Source organism: Faecalibacterium hominis (ex Afrizal et al. 2022) (assembly GCF_049545105.1).
Lineage (GTDB): Bacteria > Bacillota > Clostridia > Oscillospirales > Ruminococcaceae > Faecalibacterium > Faecalibacterium duncaniae.
Map to the genome: position 1 here is coordinate 2,692,492 of NZ_CP186860.1, position 22,049 is coordinate 2,714,540.

The window sequence follows — 22,049 nt, forward strand, 5'->3', positions numbered from 1 at the left end:
GGGGTGAAACCCCTCAGTCAATGCTTCGCATTGCCAGCCCCCTAGTAGTGGGGCCTCTGGCGTTGCATGGAGTTTGGTGAGTTCCCCTTTGTGCGCAGGCTGCACCGCTCTGCCAAGGCCTCCCCTACCAGGGGAGGTGGCAAAGCCGATAGGCTTTGTCGGTGGGGTTACGTCACGATCTCCACCCAGCTGCCCCCGCTCCGCTCCTTGTGCACGATCACCTGCCGGTCGATGCGGTCCTTCAGGGCAGCAACATGGGAGATGATGCCCACCAGTCGGTCGCCTTCGGTCAGGCCGGAGAGCACCCGGATGGCCTGCTCCAGCGATTCCTCATCCAGCGAGCCGAAGCCCTCATCGAGGAAGAGGGTGTCCAGCCGGATGCCGCCTGCGGTGCTCTGGACTTCATCGGAAAGACCCAGGGCCAGTGCCAGCGAGGCCTTGAAGCTCTCGCCGCCGGACAGGGTCTTGACGCTGCGGCGGGTGCCGTTGTAGTGGTCGATGACCCCCAGGTCAAGGCCCGACTGGCTGCGCTGGTTCTCGGCACCGATGCGCTCCAGCTCGTACTGGCCCGCCGTCATCTGCATCAGGCGGGTGTTAGCGTGGACAAGGATGCGGTCGAGGTAGTTCATCTGGATGTAGGCCTCCAGCCGGATTTTCTGCTTGCTGCTCAGGGTGCCGCCCGCCGTGGAGGCCAGCGCGTTTACCCACTGCCAGCGGGCATCCAGCGCGTCCCGCTGGTCGGCAAGCTTCCGGTGATCGGCCAGCGCCCTCCGGTTGGGTAGCAGCCGGGCGTTCAGGTCTTTCTCCTGTGCGGCAAGGGCTTTGCGCCGGCCCAGCAGCTCGTTCTGCTCTGCCTTGAGCGCCGCGATCTTCTGGGGCTGCGCGGTATGCTCCGCAGCCTGCCGGGCTTCCAGTGTCTGCACCGCAGCCTGGGCGGCGGCAGAAGCCTGCTGGGCTGCCGTCACCTGCGCTTCCAGAGCGGTGCGCTGCTCTGACTGCACTTTGCGTTGGGCTTCCAGTTCTTTTTTGCGGCGGCAGTCGGTATGGTTTTTGGTCTGGCGCTGCTTCAGGTCAGCCTGTGCGGTGTGCAGAGTATCGTTCTCCTGGGCCAGCGCAGTTCTGAGCAGGCTCACGGTCAGGGGCACCGGCCCCTCGGGCGAAGTGAACCGTTCGGGCAGGAGCGCTTCGGCATCCTTCCGCAGTTGGGCGCGGCCCTCCTGCTCCCGCGTCAGCGCTTCTCGTGCGGCGGCACTGGCCTCCTGTGCAGCGCTGTCGGCCTGGGCGGCGGCCTGCTTGGCTTGGTTCACCTGCACTTCGGTGGGGGCGGTGCGGGGCAGGTGGGCTTTGGTCGGGTGGTGTGTGCTGCCGCAGACAGGGCAGGCGGCACCCTCTTCCAGTGTCTGAGCCAGCAGGCCCGCCTGCGCATCCAGAAAGGCACGCTCCAGCGTGTCACGGGTGGAATGGGCCTCGGTCTGTCTGCCCGCCGCCTGCCGGTAGGCCTCCTGCGCGGCGCGTGCGGCTGTGTTCCGGTGCTGGCACTCTGTCAGGCTCCGGGCCAGCTCGTTCAGTGCGGTTTCCCGCTGGGCAAGACGGGCCGCTTCTGCCTCCAGCTCCACCCGGCGGGTGTCGGCATCGGCCAGAGCGGCAAGCTCTGCTTCAGAGGCCGAGAGTGCTGCATTCAGTGCTTCCAGTGTTTTGCGCCGGATGCTGGCCTTGGTGGATTCCAGCTGGGCGGTGCTACGGGCCTTGGCCAGCTCTCCGGCAACCTCCTGCCGCTGGCGCTCTGCCTGCTCTGCCGCGCCCAGCGTGGTCTGTAACGTGCTCAATTGCCTGTCCAGTGCGGCCAGCGCGTCTGCGGCCTGTGCGGCGGCGGCTTCCTGCCGGGCGGTCAGCCTCTCCAGCAGGGTGGTCACTGCATCCGGCGGCATCTGCGCCGAAAGTGTCCCCAGTGTTTCGGCCTCCGGGTCGGCGGCATCATACGAGATGCCCGCGAGCACAGCGTCCAGCTTTGCGTTCAGGGCGGCGCGCCGGGCCGTGAGGGCGGAGTTTTCCTCGGCCAGCGCCTCCTGCAGTTTCTGGTAGCGCTGGGTGCGGAACAGCTTCCGGAAGATCTTGCTCCGCTCCTCAGTGGTGGCATTGAGCAGGCGGGTGAACTGTCCCTGCGCGATCATGGCGATCTGGGAAAACTGGTTGTAGTCCAGTCCGATGATATCAATGACAGCGGCAGTTACCTCCTTGGCTTTGGTCACAGGCGGGCGGCCGTCGGCATAGGTCAGGGCGGCATCTGCCTTTTCGGTGGTGAATCCCTCGCCCCGGGCCTTGGGGCGCAGATACTCCGGGTTGCGCCGGACGGTGTACCGCTGCCCCCGCACCTCAAATTCCAGCTCCACAAAGGTGGGGGTGCCGGGGTCCGCGTATTTGCTGCGGAGCATGGCCCCATCCCGCACGCCGCCGCTGGAATGATCGTACAGGGCGTAGGTGATGGCATCGAACAGGGTGGTCTTGCCCGCGCCGGTGTCGCCGGTGACAAGGTAGAGCCCGCCTCTGCCCAATTGCTCCAGCGGCAGGGTGGTAGTGCCTGCATAGGGGCCAAAGGCCGAGAGGGTCAGCTTGAGCGGTCTCATGCGTCCTCCTCCTTCCAGATGCTTTCAATGAGCTGCTGGCAGAAAGCCGCCTGCTCATGGGTCAGGGGCTGGTTGTTCTGCAGCTGGTAAAAATCTGCAAAGTGCTCCAGCGGTGTTTTCTGTTCGGCCTTTGCAGGGGAATCCAGCTCCTGCCGGGTCTGGGTGCGGCGGTTGTCGTAATCCAGCCGCATCAGGTTGGGGTAGATGACCCGCAGGCGGGCCAGTGCCTCGGGAATGTCCTGTTCGTCGGTCAGAGTGATGTGCAGGTAATCGTCCACGGCGGTGCCCTCGTAATTGCGGCGGTCGGTCAGCTCCATGTAGCTGCCGCGCAGCTCCCGCAGATCGTGCCGGGGCACCAGCGGTTCGGCGGCAATGGTCACGCTGCCCTTTTCGCCCAGCTCCACAAAGGTCACGCTCTTGTGCTGGCTGGCCTCCGAGAAGGAATATTTCAGCGGCGTTCCACAGTAGCGCAGGGTGTCCCGGCCCACCTTCTGGGGGCTGTGCAGATGCCCCAGCGCCACATAGTCGAACTTGTCGAACAGGGCGGCATCCACCCAGTCGATGCCGCCCACGCTGGGCTCCTCGCTCTCGCAGGAAGCAGCTCCTGCCACGAACTGATGTGCCACCAGTACACTGCGGCGGGCCGGGTCAGGCGAACAGTGATCCAGCACGCAGGCAAGGGCATCGTTGTAGCTCTCAATGGGCGCGTCCGGCCAGACGTGCCGCACCATGGCGGGCTTCAAAAAGGGCAGTAAGTACAGATCGACCGGGCCGTGTGCGTCGGTGAGGGTGATGGGTTCCGGCGGCCCGGAAAACACCGGCGAGACGTAGACCCTGCTTTCGGCCAGCAGGGCAGAGCCAAAGGCCACACGGTCAGCGGAATCGTGGTTGCCCGAGATGGCGAACACCGGCAGCTCCCGGCGGGAAAGCTCGGTGAGGAACCAGTCCAGCAGGCGGACCGCCTCGGCAGGCGGCACAGGTTTGTCGTACAGGTCACCGGCCAGCAGCACGGCATCCACGGGGTGGGAATCGAGCAGGGATAAGATCTGCTCTAAAATATAGCGCTGGTCATCCAGCATGGAGAACTCGCAGACCCGTTTGCCCAGGTGCAGGTCAGAGAGGTGGAGAAAACGCATGGGGAAGCCCCCTTTCTAAAAGGATGGCTCTATTATACCACGGAATGTTCTCTTTTGCGTGCCAAAAGAGAACCAGAAAAGCACCCGCTACTTTCGAAGCGCGGGAGGCACGAACTAGGGGCTGCTCACCCCTAGTAACCCCAAAGCAGAGGGCTCCGAACAAAAATGCTGGAGATTCCCGCCTGTCGGCGTGAAGATCTCTTAACCGCATTTTTGCCCGGAGCCGATTGAAATTTTTAGCTGGCGGGGAACAGCTTCTCCCAGGTGGCTTTGCCCACAGCACCGTCAGCGTTCAGGCCATTGCGGCGCTGGAACCGCTGAACAGCGGCGGCAGTTCGGGAGCCGAACTTTCCGTCCGTGCCGATCTTCTCCCCCAGCGTGTTGAGCTTTTGCTGGATGAGCCGGATGGTGCCGCCGGACATACCGGTGCGCATCACGATGCCGGGATAGGGCACCGCCAGCCCGTGCTTTGCGGTGTACTTTGCGTAAAGGGCATTCCAGGTGTTGGCTCCGACTTTGCCGTCCATGTTCATACTGTTCCGGAGCTGGAATTCTTTCACGGCGTTTTCGCTCCTGGTGCCAAAGTGGCCGTCTATGGTCAGTGCGGGGTAATAGCTGCACTGGTCACGCACGCCGTTCAGCCAGGTCTGCACCAGGGCTTCGTCCGGGCCGTAGGAGCCCTTTTGGATCAACGAATAATAAGCGGGGATCGCCATTGTGGTCACACTCCTTCCACGACAGCGTATGCAGCGCAGTGGGGAGGTGTGCCATAGCGTTTTTTGCCCTCTCCGTCTTTGCTTCGCGCCTGAGAGGGCGAGGCCGTTTCGACCAGCACCTGATCCTCCCGGCTTGCCGTCACCCGCTGCCACCACTCCACACATTTGAACCGCACCACATACGACCCACACACCAGATCGTTTTCCTCCGGCAGGGCGTAGGTGCCGCAGGCAGAGCGGCACAGCCCCGGGTAGAGCACGCACCACCAGTTTTTGCCGTGACGGGCGTTGCCGCCCAGGTCGATGCGCAGGGCCTGATACCGCCCGGCGGGCAGGATGCCGGTGGAATAGCGGGTGGTATCGAAGTACATTTCCACCAGCTGTACCGTAACGGTGGAAAAAATCCCCCGTCCTGCCAGCACGGCCCGGGCCGTCAGCTCCAGCGCGGGCAGGCTCTCTGCCGCCCAGCGCAGGGCGGCAGGCTTGTCCTGTGCGGTGCAGTGGGCATCGGTGTAGGCCAGAATGGCATCCCGCACGGCGAGCTTGGCGGTCTGGTCGGCAGGGGAATCGCTGTCGGCCCGGATGTGGAAGCGCAGGGTGTCGGCACAGAGGAGAGCCCCGGTGTCCAGCTGTGCCTGCCCCCAGCGCAGGGCAGCAGGCAGGGTGCTCAGGAGCAGCGCAAGGGAAAGCACGGCGCACCCCAGCGCCATCTCACGGCGGGTGAGCGGGCGGGCAAAGAATGGCAGCATAAAAAACAGGCCCCTTTTCTGGAAATGATAACCAGAGAATGGACCTGTTTGACACATTTTATTCTGATACTTGATTTTTGCAGTGAAGCCTGACTGTAATGCCAAAAGCTCCCCCTTCGGGGGAGCTGGCAATGCGAAGCATTGACTGAGAGGGTTGCTCCTTTTAGTTCTTCAGGGACTGCATGGGAGCCGGCAGGCGGCCGCCGCGGTTGATGAACACCGAGGGGTCACGCTGATTCACCGGCATGATGGGGCCATAGCCCAGCAGACCGCCGAAATCCAGAATCTCGCCTGCCTTGCGGCCGATGGCGGGAATGACGCGGACAGCGGTGGTCTTGCTGTTTACCATGCCGATGGCGGCTTCGTCGGCGATCAGGGCGCTGATGACAGCGGGGGTGGTATCGCCGGGGATGATGACCATATCGATGCCCACCGAGCAGACAGCCGTCATGGCCTCCAGCTTTTCGATGGTCAGGCAGCCGCACTCGGCGGCGTGGATCATGCCGTCGTCCTCGCTGACGGGGATAAAGGCACCGGAGAGGCCGCCCACATGGTTGGAGGCCATCACGCCGCCCTTCTTCACAGCATCGTTCAGCAGGGCCAGGCAGGCCGTGGTGCCGCAGCAGCCGCAGGTCTCAAGGCCCATCTCTTCCAGAATGTTGGCCACGCTGTCGCCCACAGCAGGGGTGGGGGCCAGCGAAAGGTCGATGATGCCCGCGGGCACGCCCAGAGCCTTGGAGGCCAGATTGGCCACCAGCTGGCCCACGCGGGTGATCTTGAAGGCGGTGCGCTTGACCAGCTCCGCCACCTCGTCGATGGGAGCATCCTTGGGCAGCTTTGCCAGCGCGGCGCGCACAGCGCCGGGGCCGGAAACGCCGACGTGGATCTCACAGTCGGGCTCGCCGGGGCCGTGGAATGCACCGGCCATGAAGGGATTGTCCTCGGGTGCGTTGCAGAACACCACCAGCTTTGCCGCGCCGATGCACTGGCGGTCGGCGGTCAGCTCGCTGGCCTTCTTCACGGCTTCGCCCATCAGCTTGATGGCATCCATGTTCAGGCCTGCCTTGGTGGCACCGATATTCACCGAGCTGCACACGATGTCGGTCTCGGCCAGTGCGCGGGGGATGGACTCGATCAGGCGGCGGTCACCGGCCGAGAAGCCCTTGTGCACAAGGGCGGTGTAGCCGCCCACAAAGTTCACGCCCACCTTTTTGCCTGCGGCATCCAGTGCCTTGGCAAAGTCCACGGGGTCTGCATCGGGGCAGGCACCCAGCAGCATGGCAATGGGGGTGACGCTGATCCGCTTGTTGATGATGGGAATGCCGTACTCGGCGCTGATATGCTCCACGGCGGGCACCAGATCGGCTGCCTTGGTGGTGATCTTATTGTAGATTTTTTCGCAGGCCTTCTTCGGGTCCGGATCAATGCAGTCCAGCAGGCTGATGCCCATGGTGACCGTGCGCACGTCCAGATTGTCCTGCGTGAACATCTCGATGGTCTCGAGGATGTCGCCGGTATTCATCATGCTCATAAGAGTATCCTTTCTGAGCCTCTCCGTCATTGCTTCGCAATGCCGCCTCTATTAAGGGAGCTGGCGCAAAGCGTCTGAGAGGTCTTGTCTGTCAGATGGTATGCATCGCGTCAAAAACTTCCTGACGGGTCAGATTGATCTGCATCCCCATCTCCTTGGCCAGAGCATCGGTGCGGGTGTGCAGCTCCTCATGGCTGACGCTGCACTTGGAGATGTCCACCAGCATGATCATGGCAAACATGCCCTGCAGAACGCTCTGGGTCACATCCTCAATGTTGATGTTCAGCTCGCAGCAAAGGGCGGCCACCTTGGCAACAACGCCCACGGTATCGTGTCCGATGACAGTGATAAACGCTTTCATATTCCTTACCCCCATTGTTTCTGGTAAAAACCCCTCAGGCGCTTCGCGCCAGCCCCCCTAGTAGTGGGGCCTCTGGCGTTGCGTGGAGTTTTGCAAGTTCCCCGTTCCGCACAAACTGTATCATTCTGCCAAGGCCGCCCCTATTAGGGGAGGTGGAAAAGCCGTCAGGCTTTGACGGAAGGGTTTAATTCCAGTATAGCAGATTTGCCGATTTTTGAACACTCTTTTTGGAAAAAAGAGCAGTTTTCAGACGGAAAAGACATTCTATACCGCTTTGGTGTAAAAAACAAGATGCAAAGCGGCGATTCTTGTGCTATACTGAAAACTAACAGCGGGGTGGGTACGCCCACCCGCGCAAAACAAAGGAGAAATGACCATGGAACAGCTTTTGAAGATTCTGGAAGACAATGCGCGGCTGCCCATTGAGGACATTGCCACCATGCTGAATAAATCCCCCGCCGAGGTGGCGGCTATGATCGACCTGGCCCGGGCGCAGGGCATCATCAAGGGCTACAAGACCCTTGTGGACTGGGAAAAGGCCGGGGTGAACCGGGTGGAGGCAGTCATCGAGCTGAACGTCAGCCCTAAGAAGAGCCGCGGCTTTGATGAGATCGCAGCTACCATTGCCGCCTTTGACGAGGTGGAGAGCGTGCTGCTGATGAGCGGCGGCTACGACCTGCAGCTGGTCATCAAGGGCCAGACCTTCCAGGAGATCGCCCTGTTCGTGGCAAAGCGCCTGAGCCCGCTGGACGATGTGCTGTCCACTGCCACCCATTTTGTCCTGCGTACCTATAAAAAAGAGGGCCGCCTGTATCAGGACGAAGAGATCGATGAAAGAGAGTGCACGGTTCTGTGATGGATTACGATAAACTGATCGCGCCTGCCGCACGGGAGATGCGCCCCTCCGGCATCCGCAAATTCTTTGATCTGGCCGCTGATATGCCCGAGTGCATCAGTCTGGGCGTGGGCGAGCCGGATTTCAAAACACCGTGGGCTGTGCGGGAAGCAGGCATCGAGAGCCTGGAGCATGGCCGTACCCGCTACACCGCCAACGCAGGCCTGAAAGAGCTGCGGGCGGAGATCTGCAGATATCTGGAGCGCCGGATGCACCTGCACTACGACCCCCTGCGGGAGGTGCTGGTGACCGTGGGCGGCAGCGAAGCCATTGATATGTGCATCCGCACCATCGTGCAGCCCGGGGATGAGGTGATCATTCCGGAGCCCTGCTTTGTCTGTTATGAGCCCATCACCACCCTGTCCGGCGGTGTGCCGGTGCATGTGCCCTGCCGCCAGGAGGATGAGTTCCGCCTCAGGCCCGAGGCCCTGAAAGCCGCCATCACCCCCAAGACCAAGCTCCTCATTATGCCGTTCCCCAACAACCCCACCGGTGCGGTGATGGAGCGGGAGGACCTGGAAGCCATTGCGGAGGTCCTGCGGGATACCAACGTCATGGTGCTTTCGGATGAGATCTACGCCGAGCTGAACTACGGCCTGCGGCCCCATGTCTCCATTGCCACCCTGCCCGGCATGGCCGAGCGGACCATTGTGGTGAATGGTTTTTCCAAGAGTTATGCCATGACCGGCTGGCGCTTGGGCTATGCCTGCGGCCCGGCTCCCATCATCAAAATCATGACCAAGATCCACCAGAGCGCCATTATGAGCGCCCCCACCACCAGCCAGTATGCGGCCATCACCGCCCTGCGGGAGTGTGACGGTGAGATCGACAAGATGCGGGACGAGTACAACATGCGCCGCCGCCTGGTGGTGCACGGCTTTAACTCTATGGGCCTGACCTGCTTTGAGCCGCGGGGCGCGTTCTATGCCTTCCCCTGCATCAAGAGCACCGGTATGACCAGCCAGGAGTTCTGCACAAAGCTGCTGGAGCAGAAGCATGTCGCGCTGGTGCCCGGCGATGCCTTTGGCGCATCCGGCGAGGGCTACTGCCGTGTTTCCTATGCTTACAGCGTGGAGCACCTGACCGAGGCCATGAAGCGCATCCGGGAGTTCCTGAAAGAAAACGGCATCAACAGCGGAGAGAAGTGAGGAGGAAGAACGATGGCAAAGCTGAACTGCGTGACCGTTCTGGCCCCGGCCAAGCTGAATCTGGCGCTGGATGTAGTGGGCCTGCTGCCCAACGGCTACCATAACCTGGATATGACGATGCAGGCCATCACCCTGTACGAGCGGGTGGTGCTGCGCCGCAGCCAGAACCTGAGCCTGACCCTGCCGGGCAGCCCGGTGGCCGCCAACGATTCCAACACGGCCATCAAGGCGGCGCTGGCCTTCTTCCACTATACCGGCCTGCTGGCGGGTGCAGAGATCACCATTTACAAGAATGTGCCGGTGCGTGCCGGTATGGCGGGCGGCAGCGCCGATGCCGCCGGTGTGCTGGTGGGCCTGAACGTCCTTTACGGCGCAAAGCTCTCCATGAGTGAGCTCTGCGCGCTGGGGGCAAAGATCGGCGCGGATGTGCCCTTTGCCCTGATGGGCGGCACCTGCCGGGTGCAGGGCGTGGGCGATGTGATGAAAGCTCTGCCGCCCTGCCCGGACTGCTGGTTCACGGTGGTCATGCCCGATTACGGCGTTTCCACCCCGGAAGCCTTTGCCGCTTATGACAAAGTGGGCAGCAGCACCCACCCCGACTGCGAAGCCCAGGAAAAGGCGATCCGCGCCGAGGATCTGGCGGGTGTGTGTGCCGCCGCAGGCAACGCGCTGGAGGAATGCAGCGGTGCCAGAGACAACGAGGCCATCAAGACCGCGCTGAAAGAGAACGGCGCTGTCACTGCCCTGATGACCGGCAGCGGCGCGGCTGTGTTTGGCATCTTTGAGAGCGAAGAAGCAGCCCGAAACGCCGCCGAGGCTGTCAAGGCGCAGTGGCCGCAGGTGTATGTGGCCCGGCCCGATCGGGGCGGCGCGCGGGTCATCAGCCCGAAGTGGATGCTGTGATATGCATAACCTCCTTTCCAATGGGGAAAACTGCCCAAAGGAAAGGAGGTCTTTTTGTGCAGACCTTTTATAAAGTGTGCCTGATCCTGATGATCATTGGCGGCATCAACTGGGGGCTTGTGGGCCTGTTCCAGTTTGACTTTGTGGGCTGGCTGCTGGGCGGCAGCAGCTCCATCTGGTCGCGCATCGTGTTTACGGTGGTGGGCGTGGCCGCTGTCTGCGGCATCCCGGGGCTGTTTGCAGAAGAACCGGAAGAATAAAAAACGGCTGCTGCACGGAAAAAATGTGCAGCAGCCGTTTTTTGTGGATCATTCAGTTATCCCAACCCACCAGATCGGGCAGGGTGAGGGTCTCATCCGAGCAGTGGGGGTCTGCGGGGCCGTCGGTGGGGGCGGTGGCCTTTTCCACAGCCCGCACGATCTCGCTGATGGCGGCGCAGTCCTCGGGCAGGTCGGTCTGGCTGCGGCCCGAGTGGGTGAACAGGATCTTGCCCAGATGGCCCACCACCAGCGTCAACGGCAGCAGCTGGGGGGCTTTGGTGTCGTAGTGGTAACCGGCATCTCTGGCGGCCTTGTAGATCTTCTGGGCCGCAAAGCTCCAGCTCAGCAGGCCGCGGGTCTGCTCTACGCCCAGGTAGCCGTACAGTACGCCGGGGCCGTCGCAGATGACAGGAAAGGGGAAATCTGAGCCGTGGGTGGCTTTTGCCACCGCCTGCGCCGAGGAACGCACCACACAGACAAGCCGTGCCCCCTTGAGCTGGGGCAGCGTTTTCAGGTAGCGGGTGATATATTCGCGGCTGACAGGGTGGTCGAACCCGGGCAGGAAGATCATGCACAGCGGATGCTCCCCCTCGCACAGGGCGTAAAAATCATTGCCCGGCACCGTGGGGGTGTCGTAGGTGAAACGGGGGATGCTCGTCCCCACCAGATGTTCGCTTTTCATACCGCAATGCACATCCTTTCCGCAAGAACCTCTCCGGCATCGCTGCACAATGCCGCCTTCCCTGCTGGGGTGCGGGGGCATCAGCGCCTGAGAGGTCATCCTATAAAAAAATCCACACACTGGCCTTGTGGCAGGCCAGCGGTGGATGCAATGCTATAAAAAGATCCCGCCCGGTCGTCTGCGGCAATCAAACCTACCCTTACGGACAGGTGGGTGCCCTGTCGCCGGATTCACGCTTCCTCATCGAACCTCCATGGTCGACCCATGGCGGGGAGGTCTGCAATCCGCCGGAGAACTCCGGGCTCCCGTTGAATGATTAGTAGGATCATATAAACCGCAACAAATCGCGCCGGGCAGGAAGTCTTGCCTGGGAATCTGTCTGTGCAGGGGAATTACTCGATCTCGAACTGGTCGCTCAGGCGCTGCTCAAACAGCTTGCTGACTTCCATCAGAGTCTCGTCATCCTCCACAACGTCCAGATATTCGCCCTCGCTGTCCTCGCCCACGCTCAGGATGACCAGCTGTGCGTCCTCGTTGACATCCTCTTCATCCTCTGCGTATTCGACAACTGCAAGGTAATGCACGCCCTTATGGTCCAGTGCATCGATCACTTCAAATGTGACCTCATTGCCGTCCTCATCCTCAAGAGTCATCAGATCGGGCTGATATTCCTCTTCGGTGTTCGGGTTCTTGATCTCTTCTGCCATAAGATACGTTCTCCTGTCTATCCAAACCCAATCAAAGGGATGGTACTCAAATAAAATTACGCACACAGCCCGGAATCTGCTGCGTTCCCGCCGTCCCTTGCTGTGCTTATAGTGTAGCGTTTTTTTGCCTGCTCGTCAAGATGTTTTTCGCACAGAAAATGCACGACAAATTTTCACGCATTTCCCTCTCGCTTCCCGGGCAGAAATATGCTATACTGAATTCTGCGTATCTCCCGCGTGCGGGGGAACTGCTATCAGAATATGAACGGAGGGATCTGTTTATGAATAAGACCCGTGTCCGGCTGGCGGCGCTGCTGCTGGCCGTGAGTTTTGCACTGTCCGGCTGCAGCCTTGTGAAAAACATCGGCGGCAGCAGCGGAGCCGGAACAAAGACCATCACCCGTCCGGCGGTGGAATCGGCCGAGCTGCAGTTCACCCACCCGGCAGCGGGGGAACCCGTGGCGGTGTTCGATACCACGGCGGGCGTGTTCCGGGCGGTGCTCTTCCCGGAGCAGGCCCCGCAGGCCTATGATAACTTTGTGGGTCTGGTGCAGGCGGGCTACTATAACGGCCTGACCGTGACCCGTGTGGAGCAGGACTTTGTGGTGGAGGCCGGTCAGGGTGCTGACGGCAAGGGCACCACCATCTGGAACGGCAGCCGCTACCCGGCTGAGGCCACCGACAAGCTCCACCATTATTCCGGTGCCCTCTGCATGGCGGCGGACTCCTCCGGCCAGTGTGCCAGCGTCTTTTATATCATGTCCACTCTGCCCGGCGGGGATTCCGTCACCCAGGAACTCACCGACCAGATGAACAGTGCAGGTTACCGCGCTGAGGTCGTTTCGGCCTACCAGACCGTTGGCGGCGCACCCTACCTGGACTACACCGATACCGTGCTGGGGCAGGTGTACGAGGGGATGGACGTGGTGGACACCATCGCTCAGGTCGCCGTGGATGAGAACCAGAAGCCCACGGAAACGATCACCATCAACAGCGTCAGCATTGAGACATATCAGGCGCAGTAACAACTGAAAATGACAAAACCGGCTTTCCCGTGGCAGCAGGAAAGCCGGTTTTGTGCTGTTCCGGTTCAAATTTCGCCGGGGTGCTCCTTGCGCCAGGCGAGGTAATCCTCCAGAATGACCGTGGCGCTGACGGAATCCAGAATGGCCTTGCGGTGGGCACCAAAAGTCCCCACCTCGTCCAGGATATCGGCGGCTTCACAGGTGGACTGCCGCTCGTCCCACATCCGCACGGGCAGGCCGCTCCAGATCTGCAAAGTCTTGCCCAGCTTGCGGCTCTTCTCGGCGCGCTCGCCCTCGGTGCCGTCCATGTTGAGCGGCAGGCCCACCACAATGAGCTCTGCCTTCTGCTCCTGGGCAATGCGGCAGACCTCGGCGGCCACCTTGGGCCGGGCCTTCAGGGTGATCTGGGGGGTGATGGGCGTGGTCAGGAACTCGGTGGGGTCGCAGACCGCAAGCCCCGTGCGGCTGGCACCGTAATCAACTGCTAGAATCTTCATGGGGAGAGCCCCTCCTGTTTTGCTGTTTTTCCTCAGTTTACCACAGAATAGATTTTTCTTCAATTTTGCGGTACAATAAACTCAATTATTATCCATTGCGCAGGGCTGACCCGATATGCCAAAGGCTCTCCCTTCGGGAGAGCTGGCAAAGCCGCAGGCTTTGACTGAGAGGGTGAGCTCGTTATAGAAAGTGAGAAAACAATGTTACAGCTACTTCTGGGCGGCTCCGGCAGCGGAAAAACAACGCTGCTGTACCAGCGCATCCGCGCCCGGGCCGAAAAAGGGGAAAAAAGCATCCTGCTGGTGCCGGAACAATTCACTTCCAGCACCGAGGGCCGCATCTACCGTGAGCTGGGGGATGCCCTGTCCGGCATGGTGGAGAGCTTTTCTTTTACCAGTCTGGCAGAAAAGATCCTTTCCACCGAGGGCGGCGCGGCGGTGCAGACCCTCTCTGACGCAGGCCGTGCCGTGCTGGTGCGCCGGGCGCTGGAGGAGCTGCAGGACAATGTCCACTATTATCACCGCCATCGGCGCAGTGCGGCCTTTTGCCAGATGGCGGCACAGACCATCGATGAGCTGAAGAGCGCGGGCCTTTCCGGCCGGCAGCTGGCACAGCTGGCCGGTGCCTGCGGGGCCGAGAGCGGTAAGCTCAGTGAGCTGGCCCTCATCTTTCAGGGCTACGAGACCCTGCTGGCCCGCAGCGGCATGGACCCCTCTGACCGGCTGGAGCTGGCCGGAGCCCGGCTGGAGGAAGCACTGGCCCGGCACAGCCTGCCGGAGTTTCTGCGGGACCGGGCGGTGTTCATTGATGAGTTCGACACCTTCAACGCCCCCAAAAAGCGGCTGCTGGGGGCCATGCTGGCGGCGCTGCCCAGCGTGACGGTGGCCCTCTGCGATGATGGAGCCCCCCTGCTGCCCGGTGACCTGAGCCTGTTCTCCGGGGCCAAGCAGGTGGCGGCGCAGCTGCGCCAGCTGGCCCGGAAAAACGGGGCAGAGGTGGCCGTTCCGCAGCTTTTGCGCAAGGATCTGCGCCACCGGAACGCCCCGGGCCTTGCCGCAGTGGCAGAGCTGCTGGAGACCGGCAGCTGCACCGCGGATGCCCCGGCGGGCGAGGTGCGGCTTTTTGCCGCGCCCAGCCGGGAGGAGGAGGCCCGTGCCGCTGCCGGTGCCATCCGGCGGCTGATGCGGCAGGGCGTGCGGTGCGGAAAGATCGCTGTGGTCTGCCGCGATATCGCCAAGTATCGTGCCGCAGTCCGGTATGAATTCCGGATGGCGGAGATCCCTCTGTACTGCGATGAACCCACCACCCCGGAATTCAGCGCCCCGGCCACGGCGGTGCGGGCCCTGCTGGAGATCGCCCGGGGAGCCGACCTGACCGAGAACCTGACCACCCTTGCCAAGACCGGCCTGTGTGCCCTGAGCGAGGAGCAGGTCTGCGCGCTGGAAAACTATGCCTACACCTGGGCCCCCACGGCGGCGGCCTGGCGGGAGAAGTTCGAGCGCAGCCCCAAGGGCTTTGGAGAACAGGAGCTGACCGAAGAGGACCTCCGCAACCGGGAGCAGGCAGAATATGCCCGTGCCCTGCTTGTGGGGGCGGTGGATGCATTCCGGGCCAAGGTGCGCGGGGTCAACGCCGAGGCCATCAGCCGGGCGGTGTATTTCTGCCTGAAAACGCTGGGGGCTGAGGAACAGCAGGCCGCTCAGGTAAAGGCCATCCGCGCGGGCCGGGGCATCCCGGCGGCGGAGGAAGCCGCCCGGGAGTGGAACGTGGTCATGGGGCTGCTGAACGAGATGGCCCATCTGCTGGGGGAGCAGACCGTTACCGTGGCCGAATACGAGGACCTGTTCGGGCTGCTGCTCCGCTCGTCCGACCTGGGGCACATCCCCCAGACCCTGGACGCGGTGGTGCTGGCCAGCGCAGGCAAGATGCGTCTGGACGCGCCGGACTATGTGTTTGTGCTGGGGCTGGCCGAGGGGGAATTCCCGGCCGCGCCCGGCGAGATGGGTCTGCTGACCCACGCCGACCGCGATGCCCTGATGGCGCAGGAGATCGACTTGCCCGACTGCTTTGAGAACCGTGTGGTGCGTGAGCAGGTCTGCTTCTACAAGGCCCTGACCGCTCCTGCAAAGGGGCTGTGGCTCAGCTGGCCCAAGGGGCAGGGGCAGACCCTCTGCGCTGCGCTGGAATCCCTCGTGGAAGCGCTGGCCCCCGCTGCCCCGGAGCTGGAACTGACGGACCTTGCGGCCACCCCTGCAGATGGGCTGGACTGTCTGGGCGGCGGCTGGCCCCTGACGGAGACTGAGCGTGCCAGCCTGACAGAGGCCCTGCACACCCCCGGTAAGACCGAGCCGCAGGGCCTTGCCCTGCTGCGCCGGATGGCCGACACGGCCCCCCGGCAGGTGCATGACCTGCCTGCGCTGGAAGCGCTGCTGGGGCGGAAGCTGCGCATTTCGCCCAGCCAGCTGGAAAAATATTATACCTGCCGCTACGGCTACTTTTTGCAGTATGTGCTGGGGCTCAGGCCCCGCCGCCGGGCCGAGCTTTCCGCCGACCAGAGCGGCACCCTGATGCACTGGGTGCTGCAGATGGCGCTGGACCCTCACCCCGGCCCGGACAACCCCATGGCGGCGCTGCAGCCCTTTATGGAGCTGGACGATGAGGCCATGGCGAGCCTTGCCGCGCTGCTGGTGGATGAGTACGCCAAACGCTATCTGCCTGAGGATACCGCCCGCTTTGCCTATCTGCTCTCCCGCCTGAAAAAGAGCATGACAAGCCTGCTGCTCTACCTGCGGGATGAGCAGCGGCAGTCCAGCTTCAAGCCCGTGGCCTGTGAGCTGAAGATCGGCCGGGGCGAGGATGCCGTGCCTGCCCAGGTGTATCACCTGTCGGACGGGCGCACCGTCCAGCTGGTGGGCACCGTGGACCGTGCCGACGAGTGGGTGGAGGAGGACGGCACCCGCTGGGTGCGGGTGGTGGACTACAAGACCGGCACCAAAAAGTTGGATCTGAAGGAGGTCTACTGCGGTCTGGACTGCCAGATGCTGCTCTACCTGTTCAGCCTGACCCGGGATAAAAGTGGCCGCTTTACAGGGGCGGAACCGGCGGGTGTGCTCTACCTGCTGGCCGACCCGGCCCCTGAGACCACCACCCGCGAAAAGGCGGCTCACAGTGTGGAATACAAGCTGGACGGTCTGGTGCGGGACGAGCAGAAGCTGTTCGATGCCATGGATGCCGACGAGACCGGCAGATATCTTCCCTTCTCCTATTACAAAGGCGCGCCCAGCCCCTACCAGAAGGACAAGCGGGCAGACATCGCCAAGCTGAACCGCATCCAGCTGCATCTGGATGATCTTGTGACCCGGATGGGCCAGCAGCTCTATGAGGGGCAGATCGCTGCCGAGCCGCTGGTCACGGGCCGGAGCCCCTGCCAGTGGTGTGATTACGGCTTTGTCTGCTGCCACGAGACCGGTATCGGGGAGCGGGCGCTGGAAGCCCCCGCAAAGCCCTTTGAGGCTTCCGGGCAGCCCGAAGAGGGAGAGGAGGAACAGGCATGAGTGAACCCAAGTGGACCCCCGCCCAGCGGGCCGCCATCGAGGACCGGGGCGGCGCGCTGCTGGTGAGCGCGGCGGCGGGCAGCGGCAAAACGGCTGTTCTGACGGAGCGGGCTGTCCGGCTCATCACCGACCCGGAACATCCTGTGGATGCGGACCGTCTGCTCATCGTCACCTTTACCAATGCGGCGGCGGCAGAGCTGCGGGCACGCATCGGGCAGGCGCTTCTGAAGCGCAGCCAGGCGGAACCCGGCAATGGCGCGCTGCGCCGCCAGCGGATGCTGCTGCAGCGCGCACCCATCTGCACCATCGATGCCTTCTGTCTGGACCTGCTGCGCAAGCACTTTCAGGCGCTGGATATCCCGCCGGACTTTTCCCCCGCAGACCCCGGCAGTGTGGAGCTCCTGCGGGCCTCTGCCCTGAGCGAGACGCTGGAAAATGCCTACCGCGACCCGGATTTCTGCGCCTTTGCCGACCTCTACGGCAAGGGCCGCACCGACCGCGCGGCGGGCGAGACGATCCTGCATGTCTACGATTTCCTGCGCGCCCTGCCCGATTACGACAAAAAGCTGGACGAATTTCTGGCTCCGTGGCAGGAGGAAAATGGCTTTGCCGCCTCCTGTTGGCATGATCTGCTGCTGGCCGAAGCCGCCCGCAGTGCCCGGGCGGCAGGGGAGCTGTTCCGCGCTGCGCTGGCTGACTGCCCGGGCGACCGGGAGCAGGAGCTGGCCGATGCCGAGGAAAAGAAAACGCCCTCTGCCCGGGAAAAGGCAAAGAATGCCGTGCTGGAAAAATATACCGATGCACAGGAACGGCTGGACAAGGCTGCCGCCCTGCTGGGCAGGGTGGAACAGCTGGCTGTGGCGGGGGAGTGGACTCCGCTTTACGATCTGCTGACCCCCTATGTGCTGGGCATGGAGGAGCTGCCCGGCCTGAAAGGAATGAAAAAGCGGCTGAACGGCGAACACAAAAAAGTCATCCGCACCCGCGCCGATGAAGGCGCGGCCCTGTTTGCGCAGATCCTTGAGCTGATCCCCTGCAGTGAGGAGGAGGCTGAGGCAGACCGTAGGGCCGCAGAGCCCCGCCTGCGGGCGCTGTTTGCGGCGGTGCGGGATTTCGATGCCCGGTTCTCGGCCAAAAAGCGGGACCGGAAGCTGCTGGAGTTCAGTGACTTTGAGCATCAGGCCCTCCGCCTGCTTCGTGACCCGGATGGCACCCCCACTGCGCTGTGCGGGGTCATCCGGCAGAACTACGCCGCCGTGATGGTGGATGAATATCAGGACACCAACGCCCTGCAGGATGCCTTGTACCGGTGCCTTGCATCCCCGGCAGGGGACGACCTCTTTCTGGTGGGAGATCTGAAGCAGAGCATCTACCGCTTCCGGCAGGCAGACCCCAGCATCTTCCGGGAAAAACTGGACAGCTGGCCCGCCCTGCCCGGCGGCACGGCGCGGCCCCGCCCGGCAGAGGGAGCCCCCGGCACCGATGCCATGCTGGCGCTGGATGCCAACTTCCGCTCGGCTCCGCAGGTGGTGGAAGGGATCAACTTCCTGTTCGAGCGGCTCATGTCCCAGGAACTCGGTGACACGGCCTACGGCGACGGCCAGCGGCTGGTCTGCGGGGCACCCGGGGAATACACGGGCAGCGTGGAGGCGCATTTCCTGCCCGATGACACCGCCGAAACGGACGCGGGCTGGATCGCCCGGCGCATCGAGGAACTGGTGCAGAGCGGCGAGCCGGTGCGGGACGGCAGTGCCACCCGCCCGGTGCAGTACGAGGACTGCTGCATCCTGCTGGCGGCGCGCATTGATTTTCCGGCCTATGTGGAAGCGTTGACCGCCCGGGGGATCCCGGTGTATGCGGATGCCCGCGAAAACCTGCTGGATGCCCCCCACATCCGGCCCCTCATCGCCCTGCTGAAGGTTATTGACAACCCGGCGCAGGATATCTATCTTGCCGCTGCCATGCTGGGCCCGCTGTTCGGCTTCACCGACGACGACCTTGTCCGCCTGCGGGCCAGAGCCGAAGAGATCCAGAAGCAGCAGGGGGAAAACGCCCCCCAGCGCATCAGCCTCTACGGCGCGCTGCTGCTCACCGTGAACAGCGGGGAGGACACTCCTTTTATCGGAAAAGTCCGGGCGTTCTATGCCCGGCTGACCGAGCTGCGCCGGATGGCCCGCAGTGCCCCGGCAGAACAGCTGCTGGAGGAGATCTTTGCTTCCACCGGCTACCTTGCCGCACTGGGCGTGATGGAAAACGGTGCCCGCCGCCGGGAGGATGCCCGACGGTTTGCTTCCTTCTGTGCCGGGGCCGGTTCCGGCGGCATCTCGGCGCTGGTGCGGGCCATTGACGCTGCGGCGCTGGCAGGCTCCACGGGGCAGGATATCGTGCCCGGCGGCTCCCGCCCCGGCTGTGTGACCGTGATGACCATCCACCGCTCCAAGGGCCTGCAGTTCCCGGTGGTGTTCGTGGCCGACACGGCCCGTCGCTTCAATGCTGCCGATACCCGTCAGCCGGTGCTCCTGCATCGGATGTATGGGGCGGGCCTGCGCCTGCGCCCCGAGGAGGGCGAGGGTGCGTACAAGACAGCGGCCTACACGGCGCTTTCCAATGTCCACGCCGCCGAGATGCGCAGTGAGCAGATGCGTCTGCTCTATGTGGCGCTGACCCGCGCGCAGGATAAGCTCATCCTGACCGTACCGCTGGGCATCGGGAAGACCTCCAACCCCTTTGCCAGAGCGGCGGCCTTCCTTGAAGCCGGGGCGGGGCAGACGCTCTGCCGGCAGGCGAACAGCTTTGCCGACTGGCTCCGCGCGGCCCTGCTCGTCCACCCCAACGGCGGCCCTCTGCGCCGACTGGCCGAGGATCTGGAACTGCCCTTTGCGGATACCGGGAGCACCATCACCCTGACGGTGCAGCAGGCGCTGCCCGAGGGCGTGGAGCCGCCCGACCCGGAACTGGAGGAAAGACCGCTGGCCCAGGCAGACCCGGCCCTGACCGAGGCACTGCGGCAGGGCTTTGCCTGGCAGTACCCGGCGGCAGAGCTGGCCAGAGTGCCCGCCAAGGTCAGCGTGACCGGCATCGTCCACAAGGCAGAGCAGACCACGCTGGAGCGCCCGGGCTTTCTGGCAAAGGACGGCCTGACCGCCGCCGAGATGGGCACGGCCCTCCACGCCTTCCTGGAGCACGCCGATTTTGCGGCCCTTGCAGCGGCAAAACAGGCAGGCACGCTGGAAACGGCGATCCCTGCCGAGCGTGACCGGCAGGTGGAAGCAAAGCTCACCGCGCCCGAAATTGCGGAGAAGCTGGATGCAGGGCGCATCCGCCGCTTTGTGGAGAGCGAAGCCTTTGCGCGCATCTGTGCCGCAGATGAGGTGCTGCGGGAGCTGGACTTCATCACGGCCCTGCCTGCCGCCGAGGTGCTGGCCGCTCAGGGCACTGCCCCCGCCGACAGCGCGGCCGTGGCACAGGCAAAGGTGCTGGTGCAGGGCATCGCTGACCTGGTGCTGGTGTTCCCGGACCACCTGGAGCTGCTGGATTACAAAACGGACCGCCGAAAATCCGAGGATGACTTCCTTGCCGCCTATCGCGCCCAGCTTGACCTCTATGCCCTTGCCATCAGCAAGCGCTTTGCCCCGAAGCCGGTGACCTATAAGGGCATCTACTCGCTGGAACTGGGGAAGCTGATCGAGGTCAAGTGATGCTCTGTCCAACCTCTCCGTCATTGCTGGCGCGTGTTAGCGCGACTGAGAGATTTGATTCATTTCAGAATATTTTTCCCTGAAATCGCGTAAAAGTGCTTGACAGGGCTTTGTGGGTGTGGTAAACTGTTCCGGTAAAGAAAGCAGCTACGGCCTGTGCCGCGCTCGCCTTGTGGGGTCGGAATCCCCGGGCTATACCCAAACACGGTTCGATTCTTTGAACGAACTGCGCTTTTGTGTGAAATTTCGCGCGGCTGTCCTGCAAATGGGCGGCCGCGTTTTCTATGCCAAATATTGCAACACTATGGATTATTGTTTGGAGGTGCATTCATTATCGCTACCGCTGGAAAGTCGAAGGAACTGGAGATCAACGGTCAGATCCGTGATCGTGAAGTTCGCCTGATCGGTGCCGATGGCGAGCAGAAGGGCGTTGTGTCCATTCAGGTGGCCATGCGCGCTGCAGAAGAAGCCGGGCTCGATCTGGTCAAGATCGCACCGCAGGCTACCCCGCCTGTGTGCAAGGTGCTGGATTACGGCAAATACCGTTTTGAACAGCAGAAGAAGGAGAAGGAAGCCAAGAAGAACCAGAAAGTGGTCGAGGTCAAGGAGACCCGCCTTTCGCTCAATATTGACACCAACGACTTCAACACCAAGCTGAACCAGACTGCCAAGTTCCTAGCCGCTGGTCACAAGGTGAAGGCTTCGATCCGCTTCCGCGGCCGTGAGATGGCGCACAGTGCTCTGGGTGCTGACGTGCTGAAACGCTTTGCCGAGGCTCTGCCCCAGGCAAGCATGGATAAGCCGCCGGTGCTCGAGGGCCGCACGATGTCCATTCTGCTGATCCCGAAACCCAATAAGGACTAATTTTAGGAGGAAACTAAAATGGCTAAGATGAAACTGAAGACGCATTCCGGCGCTAAGAAGCGCTTTAAGCTGACCAAGAACGGCAAGATCAAGCGCGGCCACGCATTCCGCAGCCACATCCTGACCAAGAAGACCACCAAGCTGACCCGTGGCTACCGTCAGCCCAACTACGTTGACAAGACCAACGCCGCTACCATCAAGAGCATGCTGCCCTACGCCTAAGTGCGAGCCGCAGGCAAAGACATTCTAAGAGATAACTAAAGGAGATATAAAAAATGGCACGTATCAAGGGCGCAACCATGACTCACAAACGTCGTAAGAAGATGCTGAAGCTGGCTAAGGGCTTCTATGGCTGCAAGAGCAAGCACTTTAAGATGGCCAAGCAGCAGGTCATGAAGAGCGGCAACTACGCTCTGGCTGGCCGCCGCATGAAGAAGCGTCAGTTCCGCAACCTGTGGATCTGCCGCATCAACAATGCAGTTCGTCCCCTGGGCATGAACTACTCCACCTTCATGGCTGGCCTGAAGAAGGCAGGCATCGAGCTGAACCGCAAGATGCTGAGCGAGATGGCCATCAACGATCCTCAGAGCTTTGCTGCTCTGGTCGAGACCGTGAAGAACGCCTGATAAAGACCTGAAAGACGCCCGCGCGTAGTAAAATACGCGGGCGTCCTTTTTGTATATTTTTGTATCTTCTGG

Annotated in this window: 19 protein-coding genes and 1 other RNA gene; 10 read left to right on the forward strand and 10 right to left on the reverse strand. The window is 62.5% G+C overall.

What is annotated here, in order from left to right:
- Nucleotides 1-167: 167 nt before the first annotated feature.
- From ACKXGA_RS12920 to ACKXGA_RS12945, 6 genes are all read right to left on the reverse strand, one after another.
- Entirely contained in the window at nt 168-2,624 is a 2,457-nt protein-coding gene (locus ACKXGA_RS12920) for an AAA family ATPase (RefSeq protein ID WP_423729651.1), read from the reverse strand.
- A complete protein-coding gene (locus ACKXGA_RS12925; protein WP_423729652.1) occupies nt 2,621-3,760 on the reverse strand; it encodes an exonuclease SbcCD subunit D in 1,140 nt (379 codons plus the stop codon). The genes ACKXGA_RS12920 and ACKXGA_RS12925 overlap by 4 nt, the downstream gene beginning before the upstream one ends.
- Before the next feature lie 236 nt (nt 3,761-3,996).
- A complete protein-coding gene (locus ACKXGA_RS12930) occupies nt 3,997-4,476 on the reverse strand; it encodes a peptidoglycan-binding domain-containing protein (RefSeq protein WP_117505727.1) in 480 nt (159 codons plus the stop codon).
- A gap of 5 nt (nt 4,477-4,481) precedes the next feature.
- Nucleotides 4,482-5,225 (reverse strand): stage II sporulation protein R, encoded by a 744-nt coding sequence (locus ACKXGA_RS12935; RefSeq protein ID WP_423729653.1) that lies wholly within the window; start codon nt 5,223-5,225, stop codon nt 4,482-4,484.
- Between the two features lie 163 nt (nt 5,226-5,388).
- The gene (locus ACKXGA_RS12940) at nt 5,389-6,756 is read right to left on the reverse strand and encodes a PFL family protein (RefSeq protein WP_082210803.1); all 1,368 of its coding nucleotides are present in this window, start codon (nt 6,754-6,756) and stop codon (nt 5,389-5,391) included.
- A gap of 91 nt (nt 6,757-6,847) precedes the next feature.
- Nucleotides 6,848-7,117 carry an ACT domain-containing protein gene (locus tag ACKXGA_RS12945; RefSeq protein ID WP_035394907.1) on the reverse strand — a complete coding sequence of 90 codons (270 nt, stop codon included), beginning with the start codon at nt 7,115-7,117 and terminating at the stop codon, nt 6,848-6,850.
- 376 nt (nt 7,118-7,493) lie between these two features.
- Here ACKXGA_RS12945 and ACKXGA_RS12950 point away from each other — a divergent pair, with 376 nt between their 5' ends.
- Genes ACKXGA_RS12950 through ACKXGA_RS12965 form a run of 4 tightly spaced genes read left to right on the forward strand, consistent with a single transcriptional unit; the run spans nt 7,494 to nt 10,323 of the window.
- Complete coding sequence (locus ACKXGA_RS12950; protein ID WP_005935606.1) at nt 7,494-7,973, forward strand: Lrp/AsnC family transcriptional regulator; 480 nt, start codon at nt 7,494-7,496, stop codon at nt 7,971-7,973.
- Nucleotides 7,973-9,160: a pyridoxal phosphate-dependent aminotransferase gene (locus ACKXGA_RS12955; RefSeq protein WP_423729654.1), complete on the forward strand. Its 1,188-nt coding sequence runs from the start codon at nt 7,973-7,975 to the stop codon at nt 9,158-9,160. The genes ACKXGA_RS12950 and ACKXGA_RS12955 overlap by 1 nt, the downstream gene beginning before the upstream one ends.
- A gap of 12 nt (nt 9,161-9,172) precedes the next feature.
- Nucleotides 9,173-10,063 carry a 4-(cytidine 5'-diphospho)-2-C-methyl-D-erythritol kinase gene (gene ispE / locus ACKXGA_RS12960; RefSeq protein WP_423729655.1) on the forward strand — a complete coding sequence of 297 codons (891 nt, stop codon included), beginning with the start codon at nt 9,173-9,175 and terminating at the stop codon, nt 10,061-10,063.
- Between the two features lie 20 nt (nt 10,064-10,083).
- Entirely contained in the window at nt 10,084-10,323 is a 240-nt protein-coding gene (locus ACKXGA_RS12965) for a DUF378 domain-containing protein (protein ID WP_097770821.1), read from the forward strand.
- Nucleotides 10,324-10,375: 52 nt separating this feature from the next.
- Here ACKXGA_RS12965 and ACKXGA_RS12970 read toward each other — a convergent pair whose 3' ends face one another.
- From ACKXGA_RS12970 to ACKXGA_RS12980, 3 genes are all read right to left on the reverse strand, one after another.
- Complete coding sequence (locus ACKXGA_RS12970; RefSeq protein ID WP_098923009.1) at nt 10,376-11,005, reverse strand: hypothetical protein; 630 nt, start codon at nt 11,003-11,005, stop codon at nt 10,376-10,378.
- 159 nt (nt 11,006-11,164) lie between these two features.
- Nucleotides 11,165-11,368, reverse strand: a non-coding RNA gene (gene ssrS / locus ACKXGA_RS12975) — 6S RNA.
- A gap of 29 nt (nt 11,369-11,397) precedes the next feature.
- Nucleotides 11,398-11,712: a DUF1292 domain-containing protein gene (locus ACKXGA_RS12980; protein WP_005935590.1), complete on the reverse strand. Its 315-nt coding sequence runs from the start codon at nt 11,710-11,712 to the stop codon at nt 11,398-11,400.
- A gap of 281 nt (nt 11,713-11,993) precedes the next feature.
- Here ACKXGA_RS12980 and ACKXGA_RS12985 point away from each other — a divergent pair, with 281 nt between their 5' ends.
- A complete protein-coding gene (locus tag ACKXGA_RS12985) occupies nt 11,994-12,737 on the forward strand; it encodes a peptidylprolyl isomerase (RefSeq protein WP_423729656.1) in 744 nt (247 codons plus the stop codon).
- Between the two features lie 65 nt (nt 12,738-12,802).
- Here the strand turns inward: ACKXGA_RS12985 and ruvX are convergent, their stop codons facing one another.
- Nucleotides 12,803-13,234: a Holliday junction resolvase RuvX gene (ruvX, locus tag ACKXGA_RS12990; protein ID WP_005935569.1), complete on the reverse strand. Its 432-nt coding sequence runs from the start codon at nt 13,232-13,234 to the stop codon at nt 12,803-12,805.
- Nucleotides 13,235-13,435: 201 nt separating this feature from the next.
- On the opposite strand from ruvX, the gene ACKXGA_RS12995 reads away from it, so the two are divergent.
- The 5 genes from ACKXGA_RS12995 (at nt 13,436) to rplT (ending at nt 21,977) form a co-directional block, all read left to right on the forward strand.
- A complete protein-coding gene (locus tag ACKXGA_RS12995) occupies nt 13,436-16,789 on the forward strand; it encodes a PD-(D/E)XK nuclease family protein (RefSeq protein WP_423729657.1) in 3,354 nt (1,117 codons plus the stop codon).
- Nucleotides 16,786-20,487 carry a UvrD-helicase domain-containing protein gene (locus ACKXGA_RS13000; RefSeq protein WP_423729658.1) on the forward strand — a complete coding sequence of 1,234 codons (3,702 nt, stop codon included), beginning with the start codon at nt 16,786-16,788 and terminating at the stop codon, nt 20,485-20,487. The genes ACKXGA_RS12995 and ACKXGA_RS13000 overlap by 4 nt, the downstream gene beginning before the upstream one ends.
- A gap of 312 nt (nt 20,488-20,799) precedes the next feature.
- Entirely contained in the window at nt 20,800-21,351 is a 552-nt protein-coding gene (infC, locus tag ACKXGA_RS13005) for a translation initiation factor IF-3 (protein WP_005935558.1), read from the forward strand.
- An 18-nt stretch (nt 21,352-21,369) separates the two neighbouring features.
- On the forward strand, nt 21,370-21,573 hold the full coding sequence (rpmI, locus tag ACKXGA_RS13010) for a 50S ribosomal protein L35 (protein WP_005935556.1): 204 nt from the start codon (nt 21,370-21,372) through the stop codon (nt 21,571-21,573).
- A gap of 53 nt (nt 21,574-21,626) precedes the next feature.
- A complete protein-coding gene (rplT, locus tag ACKXGA_RS13015) occupies nt 21,627-21,977 on the forward strand; it encodes a 50S ribosomal protein L20 (RefSeq protein WP_005935552.1) in 351 nt (116 codons plus the stop codon).
- Nucleotides 21,978-22,049 lie beyond the last annotated feature (72 nt).

Excerpts from the sequence above, each read along its gene's own strand:
- ruvX (WP_005935569.1), bottom strand. The coding sequence starts at position 13,234 with ATGAAGATTCTAGCAGTTGATTACGGTGCCAGCCGCACGGGGCTTGCG.
- ACKXGA_RS12925 (WP_423729652.1), bottom strand. The coding sequence starts at position 3,760 with ATGCGTTTTCTCCACCTCTCTGACCTGCACCTGGGCAAACGGGTCTGC.
- rpmI (WP_005935556.1), top strand. The coding sequence starts at position 21,370 with ATGGCTAAGATGAAACTGAAGACGCATTCCGGCGCTAAGAAGCGCTTT.
- ACKXGA_RS12935 (WP_423729653.1), bottom strand. The coding sequence starts at position 5,225 with ATGCTGCCATTCTTTGCCCGCCCGCTCACCCGCCGTGAGATGGCGCTG.
- ACKXGA_RS12970 (WP_098923009.1), bottom strand. The coding sequence starts at position 11,005 with ATGAAAAGCGAACATCTGGTGGGGACGAGCATCCCCCGTTTCACCTAC.
- ACKXGA_RS12955 (WP_423729654.1), top strand. The coding sequence starts at position 7,973 with ATGGATTACGATAAACTGATCGCGCCTGCCGCACGGGAGATGCGCCCC.
- ACKXGA_RS12940 (WP_082210803.1), bottom strand. The coding sequence starts at position 6,756 with ATGAGCATGATGAATACCGGCGACATCCTCGAGACCATCGAGATGTTC.
- ACKXGA_RS12965 (WP_097770821.1), top strand. The coding sequence starts at position 10,084 with ATGGGGAAAACTGCCCAAAGGAAAGGAGGTCTTTTTGTGCAGACCTTT.
- ACKXGA_RS12985 (WP_423729656.1), top strand. The coding sequence starts at position 11,994 with ATGAATAAGACCCGTGTCCGGCTGGCGGCGCTGCTGCTGGCCGTGAGT.
- ACKXGA_RS12950 (WP_005935606.1), top strand. The coding sequence starts at position 7,494 with ATGGAACAGCTTTTGAAGATTCTGGAAGACAATGCGCGGCTGCCCATT.
- ispE (WP_423729655.1), top strand. The coding sequence starts at position 9,173 with ATGGCAAAGCTGAACTGCGTGACCGTTCTGGCCCCGGCCAAGCTGAAT.
- ACKXGA_RS12980 (WP_005935590.1), bottom strand. The coding sequence starts at position 11,712 with ATGGCAGAAGAGATCAAGAACCCGAACACCGAAGAGGAATATCAGCCC.
- ACKXGA_RS12920 (WP_423729651.1), bottom strand. The coding sequence starts at position 2,624 with ATGAGACCGCTCAAGCTGACCCTCTCGGCCTTTGGCCCCTATGCAGGC.
- ACKXGA_RS12930 (WP_117505727.1), bottom strand. The coding sequence starts at position 4,476 with ATGGCGATCCCCGCTTATTATTCGTTGATCCAAAAGGGCTCCTACGGC.
- rplT (WP_005935552.1), top strand. The coding sequence starts at position 21,627 with ATGGCACGTATCAAGGGCGCAACCATGACTCACAAACGTCGTAAGAAG.
- ACKXGA_RS13000 (WP_423729658.1), top strand. The coding sequence starts at position 16,786 with ATGAGTGAACCCAAGTGGACCCCCGCCCAGCGGGCCGCCATCGAGGAC.
- ACKXGA_RS12945 (WP_035394907.1), bottom strand. The coding sequence starts at position 7,117 with ATGAAAGCGTTTATCACTGTCATCGGACACGATACCGTGGGCGTTGTT.
- ACKXGA_RS12995 (WP_423729657.1), top strand. The coding sequence starts at position 13,436 with ATGTTACAGCTACTTCTGGGCGGCTCCGGCAGCGGAAAAACAACGCTG.